Origin of the sequence: Aphanothece hegewaldii CCALA 016 (assembly GCF_003007785.1) — a bacterium.
Lineage (GTDB): Bacteria > Cyanobacteriota > Cyanobacteriia > Cyanobacteriales > Microcystaceae > Chroococcus > Chroococcus hegewaldii.
In genome coordinates this window covers 197,021-212,785 of record NZ_PXOH01000007.1, presented here as the reverse complement: position 1 = coordinate 212,785, position 15,765 = coordinate 197,021, and the positions used below count along the sequence as shown (strand labels likewise).

General features: G+C 38.2%; 21 protein-coding genes and 1 tRNA gene. 4 read left to right on the top strand and 18 right to left on the bottom strand.

The window, feature by feature from the left end; all coding sequences use genetic code 11:
- From C7H19_RS27160 to rpsP, 4 genes are all read right to left on the bottom strand, one after another.
- Positions 1 to 109: Clp protease N-terminal domain-containing protein (locus C7H19_RS27160; RefSeq protein ID WP_146136507.1), on the bottom strand; the 109-nt coding region annotated here is incomplete at its 3' end.
- A 108-nt stretch (positions 110 to 217) separates the two neighbouring features.
- On the bottom strand, positions 218 to 1,081 hold the full coding sequence (locus C7H19_RS09540) for a shikimate dehydrogenase (protein WP_106456639.1): 864 nt from the start codon (positions 1,079 to 1,081) through the stop codon (positions 218 to 220).
- Between the two features lie 63 nt (positions 1,082 to 1,144).
- A complete protein-coding gene (locus tag C7H19_RS09535; RefSeq protein WP_106456638.1) occupies positions 1,145 to 1,564 on the bottom strand; it encodes a KH domain-containing protein in 420 nt (139 codons plus the stop codon).
- Positions 1,557 to 1,805, bottom strand: a complete 249-nt coding sequence (gene rpsP / locus C7H19_RS09530; RefSeq protein WP_106456637.1) for a 30S ribosomal protein S16 — start codon at positions 1,803 to 1,805, stop codon at positions 1,557 to 1,559. The genes C7H19_RS09535 and rpsP overlap by 8 nt, the downstream gene beginning before the upstream one ends.
- Before the next feature lie 313 nt (positions 1,806 to 2,118).
- Here rpsP and C7H19_RS09525 point away from each other — a divergent pair, with 313 nt between their 5' ends.
- On the top strand, positions 2,119 to 3,306 hold the full coding sequence (locus C7H19_RS09525) for a tyrosine-type recombinase/integrase (RefSeq protein WP_106456636.1): 1,188 nt from the start codon (positions 2,119 to 2,121) through the stop codon (positions 3,304 to 3,306).
- A 93-nt stretch (positions 3,307 to 3,399) separates the two neighbouring features.
- On the opposite strand, the gene C7H19_RS09520 is transcribed toward C7H19_RS09525, so the two are convergent.
- Entirely contained in the window at positions 3,400 to 4,203 is an 804-nt protein-coding gene (locus C7H19_RS09520) for a hypothetical protein (protein WP_106456635.1), read from the bottom strand.
- A 26-nt stretch (positions 4,204 to 4,229) separates the two neighbouring features.
- Complete coding sequence (locus C7H19_RS09515; protein WP_245927413.1) at positions 4,230 to 4,544, bottom strand: helix-turn-helix domain-containing protein; 315 nt, start codon at positions 4,542 to 4,544, stop codon at positions 4,230 to 4,232.
- A 283-nt stretch (positions 4,545 to 4,827) separates the two neighbouring features.
- Here C7H19_RS09515 and C7H19_RS09510 point away from each other — a divergent pair, with 283 nt between their 5' ends.
- The 3 genes from C7H19_RS09510 to C7H19_RS09500 all read left to right on the top strand — a co-directional run bounded on the left by C7H19_RS09510 (position 4,828) and on the right by C7H19_RS09500 (position 7,207).
- Positions 4,828 to 5,031, top strand: a complete 204-nt coding sequence (locus tag C7H19_RS09510) for a hypothetical protein (RefSeq protein ID WP_106456634.1) — start codon at positions 4,828 to 4,830, stop codon at positions 5,029 to 5,031.
- Positions 5,032 to 5,048: 17 nt separating this feature from the next.
- On the top strand, positions 5,049 to 5,354 hold the full coding sequence (locus tag C7H19_RS09505; RefSeq protein WP_181280562.1) for a hypothetical protein: 306 nt from the start codon (positions 5,049 to 5,051) through the stop codon (positions 5,352 to 5,354).
- A 197-nt stretch (positions 5,355 to 5,551) separates the two neighbouring features.
- Entirely contained in the window at positions 5,552 to 7,207 is a 1,656-nt protein-coding gene (locus tag C7H19_RS09500) for a DUF3987 domain-containing protein (protein ID WP_181280561.1), read from the top strand.
- A gap of 279 nt (positions 7,208 to 7,486) precedes the next feature.
- Here the strand turns inward: C7H19_RS09500 and C7H19_RS09495 are convergent, their stop codons facing one another.
- The 12 genes from C7H19_RS09495 to C7H19_RS09440 form a co-directional block, all read right to left on the bottom strand.
- Positions 7,487 to 8,230, bottom strand: coding sequence for a CARDB domain-containing protein (locus tag C7H19_RS09495; RefSeq protein WP_106456631.1), 744 nt, complete (start codon positions 8,228 to 8,230; stop codon positions 7,487 to 7,489).
- A gap of 187 nt (positions 8,231 to 8,417) precedes the next feature.
- Positions 8,418 to 9,176 (bottom strand): glycoside hydrolase family 19 protein, encoded by a 759-nt coding sequence (locus C7H19_RS09490; protein ID WP_106456630.1) that lies wholly within the window; start codon positions 9,174 to 9,176, stop codon positions 8,418 to 8,420.
- Positions 9,148 to 9,330, bottom strand: coding sequence for a hypothetical protein (locus C7H19_RS09485; protein WP_106456629.1), 183 nt, complete (start codon positions 9,328 to 9,330; stop codon positions 9,148 to 9,150). Before C7H19_RS09485 ends, C7H19_RS09490 begins: the two co-directional genes overlap by 29 nt.
- Before the next feature lie 207 nt (positions 9,331 to 9,537).
- On the bottom strand, positions 9,538 to 9,918 hold the full coding sequence (locus tag C7H19_RS09480; RefSeq protein WP_106456628.1) for a hypothetical protein: 381 nt from the start codon (positions 9,916 to 9,918) through the stop codon (positions 9,538 to 9,540).
- Entirely contained in the window at positions 9,896 to 10,123 is a 228-nt protein-coding gene (locus C7H19_RS09475; RefSeq protein WP_106456627.1) for a hypothetical protein, read from the bottom strand. The genes C7H19_RS09480 and C7H19_RS09475 overlap by 23 nt, the downstream gene beginning before the upstream one ends.
- Entirely contained in the window at positions 10,116 to 10,667 is a 552-nt protein-coding gene (locus C7H19_RS09470; RefSeq protein WP_106456626.1) for a hypothetical protein, read from the bottom strand. The genes C7H19_RS09475 and C7H19_RS09470 overlap by 8 nt, the downstream gene beginning before the upstream one ends.
- A 121-nt stretch (positions 10,668 to 10,788) precedes the next feature.
- A complete protein-coding gene (locus C7H19_RS09465) occupies positions 10,789 to 11,625 on the bottom strand; it encodes a hypothetical protein (protein WP_106456625.1) in 837 nt (278 codons plus the stop codon).
- Between the two features lie 11 nt (positions 11,626 to 11,636).
- Positions 11,637 to 13,631: a hypothetical protein gene (locus C7H19_RS26335; RefSeq protein ID WP_219907621.1), complete on the bottom strand. Its 1,995-nt coding sequence runs from the start codon at positions 13,629 to 13,631 to the stop codon at positions 11,637 to 11,639.
- Positions 13,632 to 13,639: 8 nt separating this feature from the next.
- The gene (locus C7H19_RS09455) at positions 13,640 to 13,963 is read right to left on the bottom strand and encodes a hypothetical protein (RefSeq protein WP_106456624.1); all 324 of its coding nucleotides are present in this window, start codon (positions 13,961 to 13,963) and stop codon (positions 13,640 to 13,642) included.
- 525 nt (positions 13,964 to 14,488) lie between these two features.
- Positions 14,489 to 14,559, bottom strand: a tRNA-Gly gene (locus C7H19_RS09450).
- A gap of 64 nt (positions 14,560 to 14,623) precedes the next feature.
- Positions 14,624 to 15,142, bottom strand: a complete 519-nt coding sequence (locus C7H19_RS09445; protein ID WP_106456623.1) for a salt stress protein, Slr1339 family — start codon at positions 15,140 to 15,142, stop codon at positions 14,624 to 14,626.
- Positions 15,143 to 15,163: 21 nt separating this feature from the next.
- The gene (locus C7H19_RS09440; protein WP_106456650.1) at positions 15,164 to 15,754 is read right to left on the bottom strand and encodes a vWA domain-containing protein; all 591 of its coding nucleotides are present in this window, start codon (positions 15,752 to 15,754) and stop codon (positions 15,164 to 15,166) included.
- Positions 15,755 to 15,765: the final 11 nt, after the last annotated feature.

The window sequence follows — 15,765 nt, the reverse complement described above, 5'->3', positions numbered from 1 at the left end:
ATCCTAGTAAGATCTGCTCTGTTCCTACGAAGTTGTGACCCAAACGCCGGGCTTCTTCTTGGGCGAGCATGATTACTTTAATTGCCTTTTCTGTAAAGCGTTCAAACATGGCGTATCTCCATCACCTGCTGCTAATCCCTAGTATGCTGATTTTAGCACAGGCATTGGGTGTAACTGCCGTATCGTGTAGAGCAGAAATTGTTATCTTTAGGATGATTTAATCGATTTTTAAATATTTTTTTAAGGATCGCTCCATAATTTCTATTGGTGGCTCTTTTTCTGTCCAAATTTTTAAAGCAAATGCACCTTGCTTAACTAGCATTTCTAAGCCGTCTATTATTATAGCACCTTGTTGTCGCGCTTTTTGTAAAAATTGGGTGGGATTGGGGGTATAAATTAAATCGTAGGCGATCGCACCTGCCGCTAATTTTTCTAAAATCTTTGCTTCAATGGGAGACTGATCTATCTTAGGATACATTCCCACTGGTGTAGTATTAACTAAAAGTTGGGTTTGGGGCAGTAATTCGGGTAATTGCTCAGGTAAATAAATATTAATTTTACTTGACAAATTGTTCCATGTGTGCTTAAAAAGTTCTAATTTTTCGGGATCACGTCCGACAATATTAATTTCTGGACAACCTAACTGGGTACATCCAACAACGACGGCTCTTGCGGCTCCGCCATTGCCTAAAATAACTGGTGTAATCTGACTCCAATCATAGGATAAAGTTTTTAAAGGTGCGAGAAAGCCTGCGACATCAGTATTAGTGCCACACCATCCTGTTTCGGTGTACCATACTGTATTTACTGCACCGACTAACTTAGCGGTTTGGGACACTTGGGAAAGTAAAGGAATAATATCGAGTTTGTGGGGAATGGTTACACTAAATCCTTTGACACCGATCACGGCAAAACCTGCGATCGCTGTTTTGAGATTTTGGGGTTTAATTTGAAACGGTACATAAACATAATTTAAACCCAAAGCTTCTAAAGCGGCATTGTGCATCACAGGTGAAAGAGAATGGGAAATGGGATCACCAATAACACCTAATAATTGAGTTGCACCTGTTATCTGATTCATCAAAAACTTATATTTTAGAGCAAAATAAAAATGAAAGACGCTGAAAACAACGTCTCTTTCTAACTAGAATTTCGGGGGTGCTGGACGACGAGAACGCTGTTTCCCATTCATGGGTAAATTGTGCGATCGTCGCTCATTATTAATACTAGGTTTACGTTTGGGGGGTTCAGGTCGAAACTGTTCGTCGTTACTTTCACTTTCGTAAATCTCGATGTGTAAAGATTGTCCGGCGGCGGTTGCTGCTGTTTCTAATACAGTGCGGATCGCTTGAAGGTTTCTTCCACCTCGCCCATATACTTTTCCTTTATCTGCACCTTCAATAGCGACACGAACCCAGACTCGTAGATTGTGTTTAATTAACTCACAGTCTACACTAATGGACTCTTTTGACTCTAAAAACGGTTCTATGAGAAATTTAACCAGTCCCGAATAATCAGGACTAGAAGAAGTGGTATAAGCGGGTATTGTGGTCACATTAGCCATTAACTTGTTCAAATACTTTAGCTTTTGAAAGAATGCTACGAACGGTCTCTGTAGGCTGTGCGCCTTCCTGTAAACGTTTTACGATCGCGGGTACATCCAAACGAGTTTCATCGGTTCTAGGATTGTAAAAACCTAGTTCTTCTAGGGGACGACCATCTCTACGGCTAGTCCCACGCATTGCTACAATACGATAGCTAACTTCTCTTTTTTTCCCAAAACGTTTCAAGCGTAATTTAATCATACTTCTGCTCTTAAAAGACTCCTTGATCAATTGTAATAAAAGATCGACAGACTTATTATCGTAAAACAAATCTCTAAGCGGGTCAATTAAAAATGATTGAGTAGAGTTTTAGATTAAAGCTTAATCGTTTTATTCTCCAAAACTCTTGATTTTCTTGCTTTTTGTTTGAAGCGGGTGAGGGGAATCGAACCCCTATCATTTGCTTGGAAGGCATTAAACCACTATTTGGTAAAACCCTTTGATTTCTAGGGTTTTTTGGCTATAGTCTAATTTATAGTCTAGATTTTAGTAACAAAATTAGTAACATACAGCCATGAAACATCAATTGAGATCGTCTAAAGGACAAGCTTCTATTCAGGAAGACAAAGGACGGCTGCGAATCCGTTTCCCCCGTGAATTGTTCGACGGCAAGGTTAAAGTTATGAGTCTTAACTTGCCTGCTACCAAGGACGGATATACAGAAGCACGTCACCGACTCAGTGCTATTCAAGCTGATATTGATTTTGGTACATTTGACCCAACTTTGGCCAGCTACCAGAAACAATCTAAAAAACCAAAACACTTACAGCAGGTTACAGATTTATATCCTGATATTGAATTAATGGATCTGTGGTTAAGGTATTTTAACTACAAAAAACCAATGTTGAAAGAGAGTACGATTCAGTATTATGAAGTTTGTATCGCTCGTACTTTAGAAAAATCAAAGTTTAAATCTCCCTATCAGGCGTTAGAACTTCGGGAATGGCTACTTAATAATACAACTGAATCAATGGCTAAAAGAGTTCTAACTTACGTCAATGCTGCTTTTAATTGGGGATTGAAACACCGCTTGGTTAAAGGGTTAAACCCTTATGATGGAATGCCTACAGAACTAAAACACAACTATCAATTATCAACAACTCCCAATGCTTTTACTCTTGAAGAAAGAGAAAAAATTTTAGAATCATTCAAAAATCATTCAGGTAATTGGAACGGTAGAGGTTATACAGGAAAAACTTATCAGCATTACTACAACTTTGTGAGGTTTCTCTTTTTATCTGGGTGTAGACCTCATGAAGCTATCGGGTTATGTTGGGGAAATGTTAGTCAGGATTTTAAAAAAGTTACCTTTGACGGAGGAATTTTTCAAGCTTACGGCAAACGTATACGAACTAAAAAAAGTAAAAATAATAAAGTTAGATCCTTTCCCTGTAATCTTGAGCTTCAAACTTTTCTTGAAAGTATTAAGCCCGATGGAGTGACCAGCGACGATCTAGTATTTCCTTCACCCAACGGCAAGCCGATTAACTACGGTAACTTTAGTAAAAATGCTTGGGATGCGATCGTCGATCCAATTAAGCCGGGAACTACTCCTTATTGCTGTCGAGATACTTTTATTACAGAGCAGATAGCAAAAGGGGTCAACCCGGCAATCATTGGTAAATGGGCAGACACATCAACGGGCATGATTGAAAAACATTATTTGGATTCAATGAATCTAGCCCATATCTTGCCTCAATAAATGGTATCCCTATATTTAGTGTGTTACTAGGGCGGCTTTGTCCCTAGTGCCACGCTATATCTAGTTTTTTTTGAGTAGTTCTTTTATATTTATTTATTGTTGATCGAGAATCTTCTTGACCGTGCCGATTGTGTTCCATCTGAGATCGTATTTAGGAAATTTTTTCCGAAGTTTCCCCAATTGGGTTTTAGCGTTTGCCTCAGTGTTATATTTTCTAACCGCCGTTACTTGAGGATGGAAAGCAAGCTTAACCTTGACCCAAGCCTGAGAGTTACCCCAGATTTCAACAACCTTTTTATTTTCTAACCGACAAATAATATAAGCGTTAGGATCTAAATAAGGTTGCTCACTTGGTAACTCCCTTGGTAACTCACTTAATGAGTCGTCAGAAATAATTGACTCATCCAATAAATCAATATCATTCTGCTCATCTAATAAATCAATATCATCCTGAGTAGGTTGCTCACTTGATAACTCACTTGATAATTCACTTGATAAGTCGTCAGAAATAATTGACTCATCCAATGAATCAATATCATCCTGAGTAGGTTGCTCACTTGATAACTCACTTGATAACTCACTTGATGAATCTTCAGAAACAATTGACTCATCCAATAAATCGATATCATCCTGAGTAGGTTGTTCACTCACTGACTCACTCACTGACTCACCATAGCAAAACGCCTCTAATGCTTGGATTCTTTTTATCAAATCTTTTAGTGAGTAATTTGGTTGCTCACTTGATGAGTCACTTGAGGAGTCACCAAAAAAATGTTTTTTTACAATGATTTCAACGGCAGATGATAAAGATAATTTTTGCTCAGTAGCAAAAGCTTTTAATAATTCGTGTGTACTATCGTCAAGAAAAGTTTGTACTCTTGTTTTAAGTGTTGTCATACTCACCTTTTAGCTCACTCAATTACTCACTTAATGTTAACACTTATATTACTCACTGAGTGAGTATCGTTTGACTCACGTTCTATATTGTCTCTAATCCAGTCAGGCTCTAAGTCAGAAAATGATAAGCCAACTTGTTTGAGTAACTTTTCAAGTTTTTGACACTGCTCCCAGTTAAGTTTAAACTCTATTGTTCCTTTGCGATAACCCCACAGCGTGCCGTAACTGATTCCCAGAAGGTCAGCAAATTCCTTGTAATTCAGTTCCCATTCTTTCAGCAGGCAGCTTAACACAGATTGTTTTTCAGACCCCTTGACTTTTTTTTGATTATATTCTTTCATGATAGTATACCTTAAGTATCCTTAAGGTTTTTAGGTTAGATGAAGTGAGTAGCCATAAGGTAGCGTTTCCCCGGCTACTTACTCACTAAATCCTATGACTATGCTTAACCATTTCATACAGGAGGTTGAACATAAACAAAAATGCTTGTTAGTGCTGATGAGTGAGTAACCCAGTTCATTAAAAATACTCACTACTCTGTTAAATCACTCTGGATTCTCATAAATTGACGAAAAAAGCAGGACTGATTATGGTCCTGCCCTTTATTCAAACTAGAGGTGCTGAATGCAAAAAACCCCGCCTGAAAATACCAATTTAACTAAACGAGAGTTATTCGCCTTACACACCATGCAAGGTATTGTATCAAAATTCAATGACGGCTCTTGTCTAGACTCTAACTGGGATAGAAAAAGTCATTGTAGAAGAATCGCTGCTTTAGCAGTAGATTTGGCAGACGCTTTACTAGAAACTTTAGAAAAGGATAAATAACCATGATCGAATATGAAATGCAGCCAGTCCCTGATAATAAGATCCGAATTGACGCTTATTACTGTGGGATGACCTTTGAAGGTATTGCCTTAATTGAAGATTTAAAAACTCCAGTGCCTAAAATCAGTATTCCTAAACCGTTAGGGATTGGAGCAATAGTTCACATCATGATTATGATTATCGGCGAATTAGGGGAACAATATAAAGAGCCTAGCGCGATAAATTATAACTTGTATTTCTGTGACATTCATCTTAAACATTTGTCCGAATACTTGGAAGAGTATACGAGAGTGTGTATAGAAGAAGAAATAACACATATATAGACACTCATAAAAGAACCGCGCTTGTTTGATTTTGCGCGGTTGTCGTCTATTCAAATAAACTTTATAGGAGGTAAATCCCAATGTTAGATGACAAATTGTTCACTCAAATTACATATCGTCTAGTGCATGAGCCAGATGTGTATTCATACTACCAAAAATTAATTGAGTTTGTTAAGACAAACCAAAGACACCCCGATATGTCAAATATTGTCGACCAAATAGCATGGATAGAACAAGAATACGGATACGAATCGCCTAAGCCACCAAAACAAAAAATAGTAGCCGAGAAAATTAATACTGATTACTTAACTGCTTCTCAACAAGTTACAGAAGTCGTCGATAAGATAATTGATCGAGATTTTTCGCCTACTGATTTAAAACCCGTTCTACAATATCTTGCACCCGAACTGCGCTGGAATGAACAAGCTTTAGAAAAATACTATAGCCTCAGAAAAGAACAACGCGAGGATGAAGACTTTACCAACGAGATCAATAACGAGTTAAACGAACTTCTAACAATTACAGCCGGTGATGTTGAAATCAAAGACTTCTTACCCGATTGGATAGCTTTACCGTTAAACTCATATTGCAAAAATACACAAACTCGTCAGTCGATCGCGCTCTTAACTTTCCTGACTGCTTGCTCGGCTTGCCACAAAGTCGGGACAAAAATATTAGTCGACTATTCAAAAAATTGGTTACAACCTCCGTTGTTGTTCTCGCTGCTCGTTTCACCAACAGGACAAGGCAAAAGCCCAATTGTAGACGCACTGATTCAAGAGCCGTTTTCATCTATACAATCGGAATGGAAAAAAGCCTATGACCAGCAAAAACAAGATCACAAATTTGAATTAGACGACATAAAAGGGTTACCCAAAGAAGAGCAAATCGCGGCAATGCGAGAAGTTGTACCACCACCGGATCGGGAAAAAATATTATTTTCAACTGACCCGACCATCATCGGTTTAAACCTCCAATTCAACACGTATCCCGAACAAGGAATTTTAGGATTGTACGATGAGGCGAGTAAACTTTTTGCTTTTGATCGCACAGCAAGCGGTAAAAGTGATCGTGCTGACCTGCTTAGTTATTACAACGGTTATGGGGTTTCCGAACTGAGAAAAGACGGCATAAGAACCAATGTTCCACAAACTTCGCTATCTATTCTAGGAGCAATTCAGCCAGAACTATTGTTAGAACTTATGTCTGGTTGCGAAGACCCATCAGGCCAGTGGGCAAGATTTATCATCTGTAATCAACCATTACAACGTAAGCTCCCATCAAGAAATCAACCGATGATCGAGATGAAAGATTTCTTGATCAATATTTACCAAAGAATTTTAAAAGCCCCCAAAACTTTATATACTCTCGACGAGGCTGCTGGTAAATTATTTGATGATTATCTTTACTTTGATGTTGAGAGCAAACGAATGACGACTAATCAATTAGGGCTTGCTGCTCTTTACGGTAAAGTCGGCGGTAAAGTTGCTCGATTGGCTCTTACTTTGCAGGCCATCGAAATGTTAGAGACGGATCGAGTCGACAAAGCTCTTATTAAAATCGAGACGATGGAAAAAGCGATCGCCCTCGATAAATTCTTCACGAATCAAAGTAAAGCTTTTTATGCTATCTCGATGGCCAATCAAAACGAGTTGTCACCTAAGCTGGCGCTGATTGTAAATCGTTCTAAGCAAGTCGGACCATTAACCGCCCGCGATGTTCAAAGATTTATCTTAGCTTTTAGAAAAGATGATCCGTCACAGATCCGCGAATGGTTCAAACGCCTAGAAAAACTAGGTAAAGGAAAGTGCCACGGTACGGGTAACAGACTAACTTTTAATGCTCGGTTGTAACACGGTCTACAGTTGATTTTTTCCTCTCTGTTGATCGACAGATCGACAGTTTTACAGAAGCGGGTCAAGTCCTTATTTAATAGGGGTTTGACCCGTCGACAGTTTGATCGACAGTTGATCGACAGATCGACAGTTTTTACATTCCTTTACATAATTTGTTACATCACTCTACGGAAAATGGGGGTATTCAAGAGTAATTGTAAACTACGTCAAAAAATTGTTTTATGTAGTATATATTCTCTAGATTTTGCGACTTGTAGTATAGTTCCAATGAACTGATTACTGTGGTTTTTGAGTTTTAGTAACCTTGTAACTCCCGTCTGGAGCGATATCTACTGTCCACATATCAGTAATCAGCAAATCAGGCTTTTGTGTTGGATCGGAGATGGTTGCATCTAATAAAAAAGAATTATTACTCTCGTTCGATTCCCGTATTTGATTGTAGCCATCAGCAAGAATAGAGATTTGATGTGTCCCCGGCGTTAGATTCTCTCGTTTCAACGAATGAGAGAACGATCGTTCTTTTTGAGAGCCTACACTTTTTAATTCAACCTTCTTCAAAATCTGGCCATCAAGAGAAATTAAATTAGAAAAACTGCCCGCTCGTCTTGGGCCAGAATTGCTGACCGTATAAGAAACCGTCAGACCATCAGGGATTAATTCAACCTTTCCATCCTTAATCGTCAGGTCAACGCCCGTAATCGGGATAGCCTTAAAATTATTTTTCTCGTTAAACTCAGAAAATTTATTTGCCGAATCAGCCTTAAAAATAAGGTAGTTACTTTGATTGGGGTTGAAGTTTAGTAGTAAATCAATATCTTTTGATTCTCCCGCCGCTAAACTTTCCCTTCGGTTGTTGAGTAACTTGTCACCAAAATTCAGTAAAGGATCTTGAGACAGATAAACCGCCGTTCTAAATCGGTTAGTCTTTTCAGTGCCAAGATTATGAAGCTCATAACCGACAGATACCTGATTATCAGTGACAGGATTAATCGAAACATGATCGACCGATAGATCTAACATTAAAATTTCCTCTTTAAAATAAACAGACTCATCGCCCCAACGATGAACAAACCCGACCCTAAAGAATTTTCTGAAATTCGTTGAACATTAGAGCGAGAGAACTGATTCTGATCAGTTGGCCTGTTACTGGGCAGATGGGAAAAAGAACCATGACAGCCCGTTAACAGTAATCCGAGCAACAAAAGTTTTAACATCCCAAAACCTTACGAGCGTTTTCCCAGCGTCTAACTCGATCGTCAATTCCGTTGTAGCCACCGTTAATCTTTTTTGTGATTCGTCGGAAAGCGTTGTGATCCGCTAATTCATTTAAACCGTTTGATTGCCAGAAGTAGCCAGCGACTCTAGCGGAAATGATGGGGATTTTAACCAGCGTTGGCTCATCTTCCAAGTCAAGCCCTAACGCTTTTCCAACGGTTCTGTAATTAGCCCTTCCAGTTAATTGAATTAGTCCACGTCCTTTATACCGAACGCCGTCGCCTTTATAAATATTTCCTAAGTTTTTGCGACCTTCATAGGCGAAACCCGATGCTATTTCCTCTGAATATCTCAGACTTGCTGATTCATGGCCAACTTGAGCAAGAAAGGCCGCGATCCTTTTTGAGGAATTAATCTGAAACTCTCTAAGAGTGCGATTAATAGGGAGAAAATAAATATCTCGATCTCTATCTTTGGCATATCGGAAAATTTCATCAAAATCTTTACGCGAGATTAAGAGTTCAAATTTATTAGATTCATCCTTAAGCTTTTGATAAGACGCGGGTCCAATTAAATCGGGGTCGCTTAAATAATAATGTTGTTTAAACGAGACCCATGCCCGTTTAGTTTTTGCTCCATATATTCCATCTATTTCATTTTCAGGATAAAGACCTAATCGAGATAGCAGAATTTGAAGGTCTTTTAAAGCCGAATTATCTAAATTAATTAGAGCCGTTTGAGTTGCGATCATTTTTAATTCCTAAATAGGTAAACGCGCTGGTAATCATTGAGCTAGGAATCGAAGCGTATAAAACGGCTTTGTTTTCAGGAAGAAACATAATGCCCATCCCGATAACACAACTTAATAAAATAACTCCTAAAGAAAAACGCTCATTATTGTTCATAATTTTTTTCAAGTCGTTTAATACGTTGTTCTAAAACAATTAACCAACTAGAGAGACGAACTGTTCTAAACACTATAGTTACAAACATGAAAAAGAGTTCTAATTTTTCTTTACTCATGATTAAAAAATTTAATTATTGCATCAAGGGATAAATCAAATAAATAAGCCAAGAAAATAAGTAAAAAGTAAATTCCTTCCATGTTTCCTCTATTGAAATTCATAAATAAGGATTGAGACGTGATGCAATCGATAAAAAGGCTTGAAGGTTAAAAGATAATTTCCTGAATAATCTTCGGAAAATCTGATTAACTGCGTTCCTCTCCAAATCTTCCTAGCTCCAACAACTGCGTTTTGATTAATTCCGAGGGATTTAATTTGTCGAATGTAGCCGAATTTAGCAAAGCTTACATTATCAATTGTCGCCGCAGTAATAGCCAGAATAGGAGAGGAAAAAGGTACAGAAATAATTTGCTCAGGAATGGGTGTATAAGTATTTGTTTCAGGGTCAGTTAACTGAGCTATCCAAGAACTTGATGACTTTAACACCCAATCAGGAGAGTCTAAATTAATAGGCAAGGGTAATGACATTTTCTTCTACTTGCTGTGAATATTCTTCAACATCAATCCCGCTATCGTCAATAATTTCTTCAAAATCATTTAAAGAAATTTTTCCTTGAATTAATAGATTAGTGGCTTGATTAGCTTTGTAGTAATTTGACATTAGTTGCTCTAAATCCTCTTGTGATTCTAAATCCTCTCCTAAAATAATTACTAATTCAAAAGGATTAAGCATCGTAGAATCTTTCAGGAAGAAAAGAAACTATACAAGATTTAGCTTTAGCCGCATTTTTAATCGCTTTCATTCGGGTAAGCAAATCATCTGTAGCTGAAGCCCTCCCAAAAGGATAGGTATACGCTGCTACTCCAGATTTCTGTTTATATTTTTTTCCGGTAATTTTTGAAGTCTGTTCGGTTCCTTCTCCAGTTCCTTTCTTCCGCACATTTGCTTTATATGGGTCCCAGATCGCCCCAGTCGCTACCTCATCTGCAGCAAGAGTTTTATGGTTAAGAGTCGATGCACCTCCTAAAACATCATTAATAGCGGTCATCGCCCGGTTTGAAACAGTCGTCGTGAATTTTGCAGTAACGCCATCTAGAGCGAATGGATAAACATAAACAAGATCAAAACTGCCTGGGTTGCTTGAATCGGCTTTTGTGTAAGTAATTTCAACTTCTCCAGACTTCCACTTTTTATATTTTTCTAAATTACTGCCCGTTGATGGTGTAGTTAACTTTAAAGCAAAGTTGTATCTAGAGAATCTTCTAATTTTAGGCATAAATGCTTAAATAATTTGTGCGATTTGAATAGTCTTCACGTCATCTCCTGTTTTATCAAGGACTGACAACATAAAAGCGACCAGCAAACCCTATAGGGTTGTACACATAATCAAGCCTTTCTTATGACTCTGCATCAACGAGAGGATCGAGAAACCGAAACGACCGATCTACTAAAACGATGGGTTTTGTTCGACCCCAAATAGTGGCGGTGGCGTACTGGAATCGAACTGTACCTACTGGGCGTTGTCGCGGCTCTTTTTTAGATTCACCTAAAATTGTTTGAGTTGGTGGAATAGTCGGATATTTGCTTGTTGCATTTGCGGATAAATGTTCGGTAAAACATTTGTCATCGTATGTGTGTGATTGTAAGCCTAGAATGTCATCAATCAAAGCTTTAGCGTCTGTTTTTGCAAATGCGTAAAGCTGAATGTTATATCCTTTTTCTAAATCTTTATAGGTATAAAGTTCTTTTCCTTTTTTAAAAGTTTTTCCATTACCAGTACAAAACTGAGTTTTAATTTTAGTAGCCAACGTGGTTAACTCAGTTTTAGTAATTGTTGTGCTAGATTCTCCTATTAACCTAAATGAAACCTGCATTCTTAAAGGCTGATAATCTAGATCAACATCATTAGCATCTTCTTTAAAGTAAAGAAATATTTGAGGTTTGAATTTAACATTTTGTTGATAATTGTCGACGGGAATCCCGTACCAAGGCTCAATAATTTCTCCGACACGCTGCATAATAAAGTAAAAGAAAATAATTCTTAAAACTAAAATTGAAGCTGTATCGTTATCTTTAGGGGTACAAGCAGTTCTAAGACTACTTCTAGGGGTATTTATATCGGGTTGCCAATTCTCTCCTAAATCCTTAAATTCTTCTCTAACAATTTTGCTGAAAGTATTAACAATTATTGATTGTAAATGCTCCCATTCATTAAAATCAGCAGGTAAAGCCATAATATTTAAATTTATGATACTGGTGATGGTTTATTCATTGAAGATTTAGGAATATCAGGAGTTTGTGAGTTAGTTTTTCCAGTAGTTTCCTTAGTTGTTTTCTCGGTTACTTGTTCTTGGGTTTCGGCTTTGATTGTATTAATCTGTTCTCCCATTTCGTTAATGTTTTCCTGTGCTTCTCTAAAGTTTTCGGTAATTTCTAATAAATCGCTTGATACCTCTTGCGCTCCCTGTAATCCTTCGATTACCTTTTGTATTGCTCGATTTCGCTTAGATTTAAAATTGAAAGTTTCTCCAAACCAATCATAAGAACTTTCTAAAATAGTTCCAGATTTCTTCAAAGCATTTCCCATCTTACCTGTGTATTTTCCTATCAATTCGACACCTTCAGCTACGGCAAAAAGTGAGTCAGTGAGTAGCTGATAGGTATTAATAGCCGCCTGATAAATGCGGTTTGCTTTTTTCCATGTAGTGACTAATTCTGTGTAATTTTCCGCTCCGATGACTCCCTTGATAAAACTTTCAATTGTGTTACCAATTGCCTCGGAAAAGCTTTTTGACACACCATCTGGATCTTTAATTCCAATTAGAGCAAGAATATTCGTAAAAGCCGCGACTAATGTCTCCCCAATGTTCCGAGAAAGCATTACAGCATTGTGGATTGATGCAGCTAAATTCATCAAAGACAACGCTCGATCCACCGCACTTGATTGCCAAAGCTTTGTAAATTTATCCGTTAAAAAAGTTGACAAACCGCCGTTTACTTTGGGACCTAATCGCTCTAATATTTCTTGTAACTGGGCAAGTTGACCCGCGTTGGCTCCCGCGTTAAACTTATCCAGTTTGTCCCCTATGTTGTCCAGTTTTTTATCTTGATCTCCTAATTTCCCCATTACAGGGATACAGCATTCTTTAGGACCTGGCTGGGTGTTTACGCTCGGTGCGTTAGGATTAGGTGCGGGCGAAAAGCCTGTATTGTTTCCTGTTTTTTGCTCAATTCCAGGGGGTAAAAATAGCGGTGGCAATAACGATCTAGTCCCTGGGTTTTGTTTTGTTCCAGGACTCGTGTTAGTGCCAGGGGTTGTACTTGGGCTTTTTCCAGGACTTGTGTTAGTCCCTGGATTTGTTCCAGGGCTTGGGCTAGTCCCTGGACCGACAAACCCACTAGGACCGGGCGCGGTATTGCCTAATGGATCAAAACCAGGATTGTTATTTGTTCCAGGGTTTTGCCCAGGACTTGTATTAGTGCCTGGATTTGTTCCAGGGTTTGTATTCGTTCCTGGACCTAGTGGGGTCAAACCTGGTAAGGGAGGATTAATTCCAGGACCTAGGGGACTAAGCCCAGGTAATGGGGGTTTGCCGCCAGGCGATGTGTTAGGACCAGGACCTAGGGGACTAAGCCCAGGTAGGGGGGGATTAATTCCAGGGGATATCATGGGCGGAGCTAATGGCTCGTCTTTAACTGGTTTTTTTACAAGCAATTCAACGCTAGAAAAGCTGATCCAACCTGCTCCAGTTCCACGAAAATGGATTTTTTTTCGGAATGTATTTTCAGCATCATCCGCGCATTCAAAGAAAGCTTTCCACTGCCCACTAATCATTTCAGATCCAATAGGTCCAATAGGTCCAAAATAATCTCCCATTAATTCGTCTATCCCACCTGGCGGCCAAACCTCCGAGCCAAAATATGCGGGTGAATAAACCAATTTAAATTTCAGCTTATATTTGATTCCTGCAAATCCTCCAGGGGGGGGCAAATCTTGCAATTCCTTATCTTGTCCAGGATTTTGAGGATTGTTTTTGATCGCTTGTTGCTCTTGAGCGTCAGTTGGACCGACAGGAGGAGGAAAAACTAAATCAAATAATAAAGGCCCAAGCAAACCACCGAAAGAGCCTGGTTTAAACCCAAATGGAGGTTTAGGCGGTGCTATTGGGGGGGCGATTGGGGGGGCTAGAGGTGGTGCTACAGGCGGCTTAAATGAATTCGGTCCAATAAATGCAAGCATATTTTTAATTAAGCTGGGCTATTTTGTTTGAAAGCGGTTGGATATGCAACGTTTCCCCAGTCATAGGCAGCCATCCAAGGTTTTTTGTTTGATGGATTGCTGATGACGATCGATTCGTCAACTTCAAACGCTAAAGTGATGACAGAGTAAAGTTTTCCATCTAAAGCCCGACCTGTTTTAACGTCTGATTTGGGAAATTGCATATTCTCCTTGTTTAAAGGAATTTGCAAATTAGAATAAAGAAGGTTTAAGGCAAGACAGTTATGATAGGTAAGTTTTTCAAGAGTGACTAATTCTGAAGGTAAGTCGGCCGTTAAATTAATTAAAGTCATAGTAAGAGTAGAAAAACTAAAATAAACTATAATAATTTTAGAAAATATCTATTATTAAAAGTATTAGTAAAAATACTGAATATTAAATAATGATTATATTTTAATCAATATCTCTGTAGTTTTACTGTTGTTTTATAAGTATTTAATCCTATAAATTTAATCTAGTGGGTCATTCTAACAAGCAACAAAGTTTCACTTTATTTATTTTTGCTCTAAATTTAGTGAGACTTGTAGCTATTTATTGAATTAAATTTTGAAGAGCTATTAGGAGTTTTTAAGATGTTTTGCGATAATTTTTGGTTTTGGGTTGGCTTTTGGATTGGTCTAATTATTATTGTTCTTGGCGGTGGTTTATACAATGCAGTCGCTTTAACGGAGTGTCTGCCTTGATGTTATATTAACTTTTTGCTAAAAAGTTTAGTAACAAAATTAGTAACGATGGAAAGGTTTTAGTAGAGTGTAGCGCACTAAGTGTAAGTGACTTAAATGGCTTGGTTTCGTTGATTTGTCTGAATTTTTTGCATAAGCGGGTGAGGGGAATCGAACCCCTATCATTTGCTTGGAAGGCAAAGGTTTTACCACTAAACTACACCCGCAGTTGTATTTATTTTTACGCTTTAGCTAGTATAACACAAAATTCTAAAATTTGCTACATTTTTTTTAAATATTCGTGCCACTTTCCCGCAAGGCTTCTAAATATTGCATGGCGGCTTCGATTTTTGAGTCGTAGGAATAGGAAAACTCTTCAAACCATTTACCCTCATCTGATTTAGGATTTAGCTGTTTTAACCAGATTAAAGCTTTTTCTTTGAGGGCTTCTCGTTTTTTTTCCTGACGTTGTTCCTCTAATCGTTGTTTTTCTTGAATTTCCTGCTGTTTTTGCCTTGCTGCAATTTGGTCTTTTTCTTGGTACTCTGAACGTAAATCTTGAAATATACTGGGTTCTACTGGCGTGGTAAACCGACTATGAGATGGGATTTTTTTCGGGGATGTCGGTTGAGGTTTATTTTCTTTGGTTTCTCCTTTCAATTCGGCTAATAAATGATCAACGGAAGAAACAGTCGGTTTAGGTGTCACACTAGGAGAGGGAATTACAGGAGGTTGAGTAATAGGTTGAGGTTCTTTTTTGCCTGTATATTCCGTTTTGAGTTGGGATAGTAAATCATCAAGTTCACTCATAAACCTTTTCCCTCTTGCTGTCTAGTCGATAATAGCGTTCAATAACACTTCTGATAAAGACATATTTTCCATATCTTCTACTGTAACAGTATCCACGATATCGAACTTGGCTCCTACTCCCTGTAAATCATCATCTAAGGCTTTTAAAAAACGTGTCGCTTCAGGATCTCGCCCGACTTGAATAAATGATATCCCTAATTCTTCATCTTTATTCATGCGTCGTGAAGCTTCAATAATAACTTTCATGACGGCTTTGCGCTCATCTGGTTCACCATCTGTAATAACAAGAATGGTTTCTCCTTGTGATGACTTATTTTTAAAATAACAATTAACCGCATCTTCTAAAACAGCCGCTAAATTCGTTGATCCCATCGGTTCATTTTCGATAAAGATTTGTTCCACTTTAGCCGAAGTAACATTATCGTAACGTTTAAAGCGACCCGAAAAAGTATACACTGTAATGCCATCAGGATCGAGTGATTCACATTTAATCGCTAAAGCCAGTGTAGATTCTTGCATCTGTTTCCAGCGACTTTTTCCCCCAACATCGTCTATTTTTGCCATGCTACCGCTTTTGTCGATAATCAGGGTATAGTCTCGATTTTGGGTCATTTCGTAACCTC

Excerpts from the sequence above, each read along its gene's own strand:
- C7H19_RS09540 (WP_106456639.1), bottom strand. The coding sequence starts at position 1,081 with ATGAATCAGATAACAGGTGCAACTCAATTATTAGGTGTTATTGGTGAT.
- C7H19_RS09535 (WP_106456638.1), bottom strand. The coding sequence starts at position 1,564 with ATGGCTAATGTGACCACAATACCCGCTTATACCACTTCTTCTAGTCCT.
- rpsP (WP_106456637.1), bottom strand. The coding sequence starts at position 1,805 with ATGATTAAATTACGCTTGAAACGTTTTGGGAAAAAAAGAGAAGTTAGC.
- C7H19_RS09525 (WP_106456636.1), top strand. The coding sequence starts at position 2,119 with ATGAAACATCAATTGAGATCGTCTAAAGGACAAGCTTCTATTCAGGAA.
- C7H19_RS09520 (WP_106456635.1), bottom strand. The coding sequence starts at position 4,203 with ATGACAACACTTAAAACAAGAGTACAAACTTTTCTTGACGATAGTACA.
- C7H19_RS09515 (WP_245927413.1), bottom strand. The coding sequence starts at position 4,544 with ATGAAAGAATATAATCAAAAAAAAGTCAAGGGGTCTGAAAAACAATCT.
- C7H19_RS09510 (WP_106456634.1), top strand. The coding sequence starts at position 4,828 with ATGCAAAAAACCCCGCCTGAAAATACCAATTTAACTAAACGAGAGTTA.
- C7H19_RS09505 (WP_181280562.1), top strand. The coding sequence starts at position 5,049 with ATGCAGCCAGTCCCTGATAATAAGATCCGAATTGACGCTTATTACTGT.
- C7H19_RS09500 (WP_181280561.1), top strand. The coding sequence starts at position 5,552 with ATGTCAAATATTGTCGACCAAATAGCATGGATAGAACAAGAATACGGA.
- C7H19_RS09495 (WP_106456631.1), bottom strand. The coding sequence starts at position 8,230 with ATGTTAGATCTATCGGTCGATCATGTTTCGATTAATCCTGTCACTGAT.
- C7H19_RS09490 (WP_106456630.1), bottom strand. The coding sequence starts at position 9,176 with ATGATCGCAACTCAAACGGCTCTAATTAATTTAGATAATTCGGCTTTA.
- C7H19_RS09485 (WP_106456629.1), bottom strand. The coding sequence starts at position 9,330 with ATGAACAATAATGAGCGTTTTTCTTTAGGAGTTATTTTATTAAGTTGT.
- C7H19_RS09480 (WP_106456628.1), bottom strand. The coding sequence starts at position 9,918 with ATGTCATTACCCTTGCCTATTAATTTAGACTCTCCTGATTGGGTGTTA.
- C7H19_RS09475 (WP_106456627.1), bottom strand. The coding sequence starts at position 10,123 with ATGCTTAATCCTTTTGAATTAGTAATTATTTTAGGAGAGGATTTAGAA.
- C7H19_RS09470 (WP_106456626.1), bottom strand. The coding sequence starts at position 10,667 with ATGCCTAAAATTAGAAGATTCTCTAGATACAACTTTGCTTTAAAGTTA.
- C7H19_RS09465 (WP_106456625.1), bottom strand. The coding sequence starts at position 11,625 with ATGGCTTTACCTGCTGATTTTAATGAATGGGAGCATTTACAATCAATA.
- C7H19_RS26335 (WP_219907621.1), bottom strand. The coding sequence starts at position 13,631 with ATGCTTGCATTTATTGGACCGAATTCATTTAAGCCGCCTGTAGCACCA.
- C7H19_RS09455 (WP_106456624.1), bottom strand. The coding sequence starts at position 13,963 with ATGACTTTAATTAATTTAACGGCCGACTTACCTTCAGAATTAGTCACT.
- C7H19_RS09445 (WP_106456623.1), bottom strand. The coding sequence starts at position 15,142 with ATGAGTGAACTTGATGATTTACTATCCCAACTCAAAACGGAATATACA.
- C7H19_RS09440 (WP_106456650.1), bottom strand. The coding sequence starts at position 15,754 with ATGACCCAAAATCGAGACTATACCCTGATTATCGACAAAAGCGGTAGC.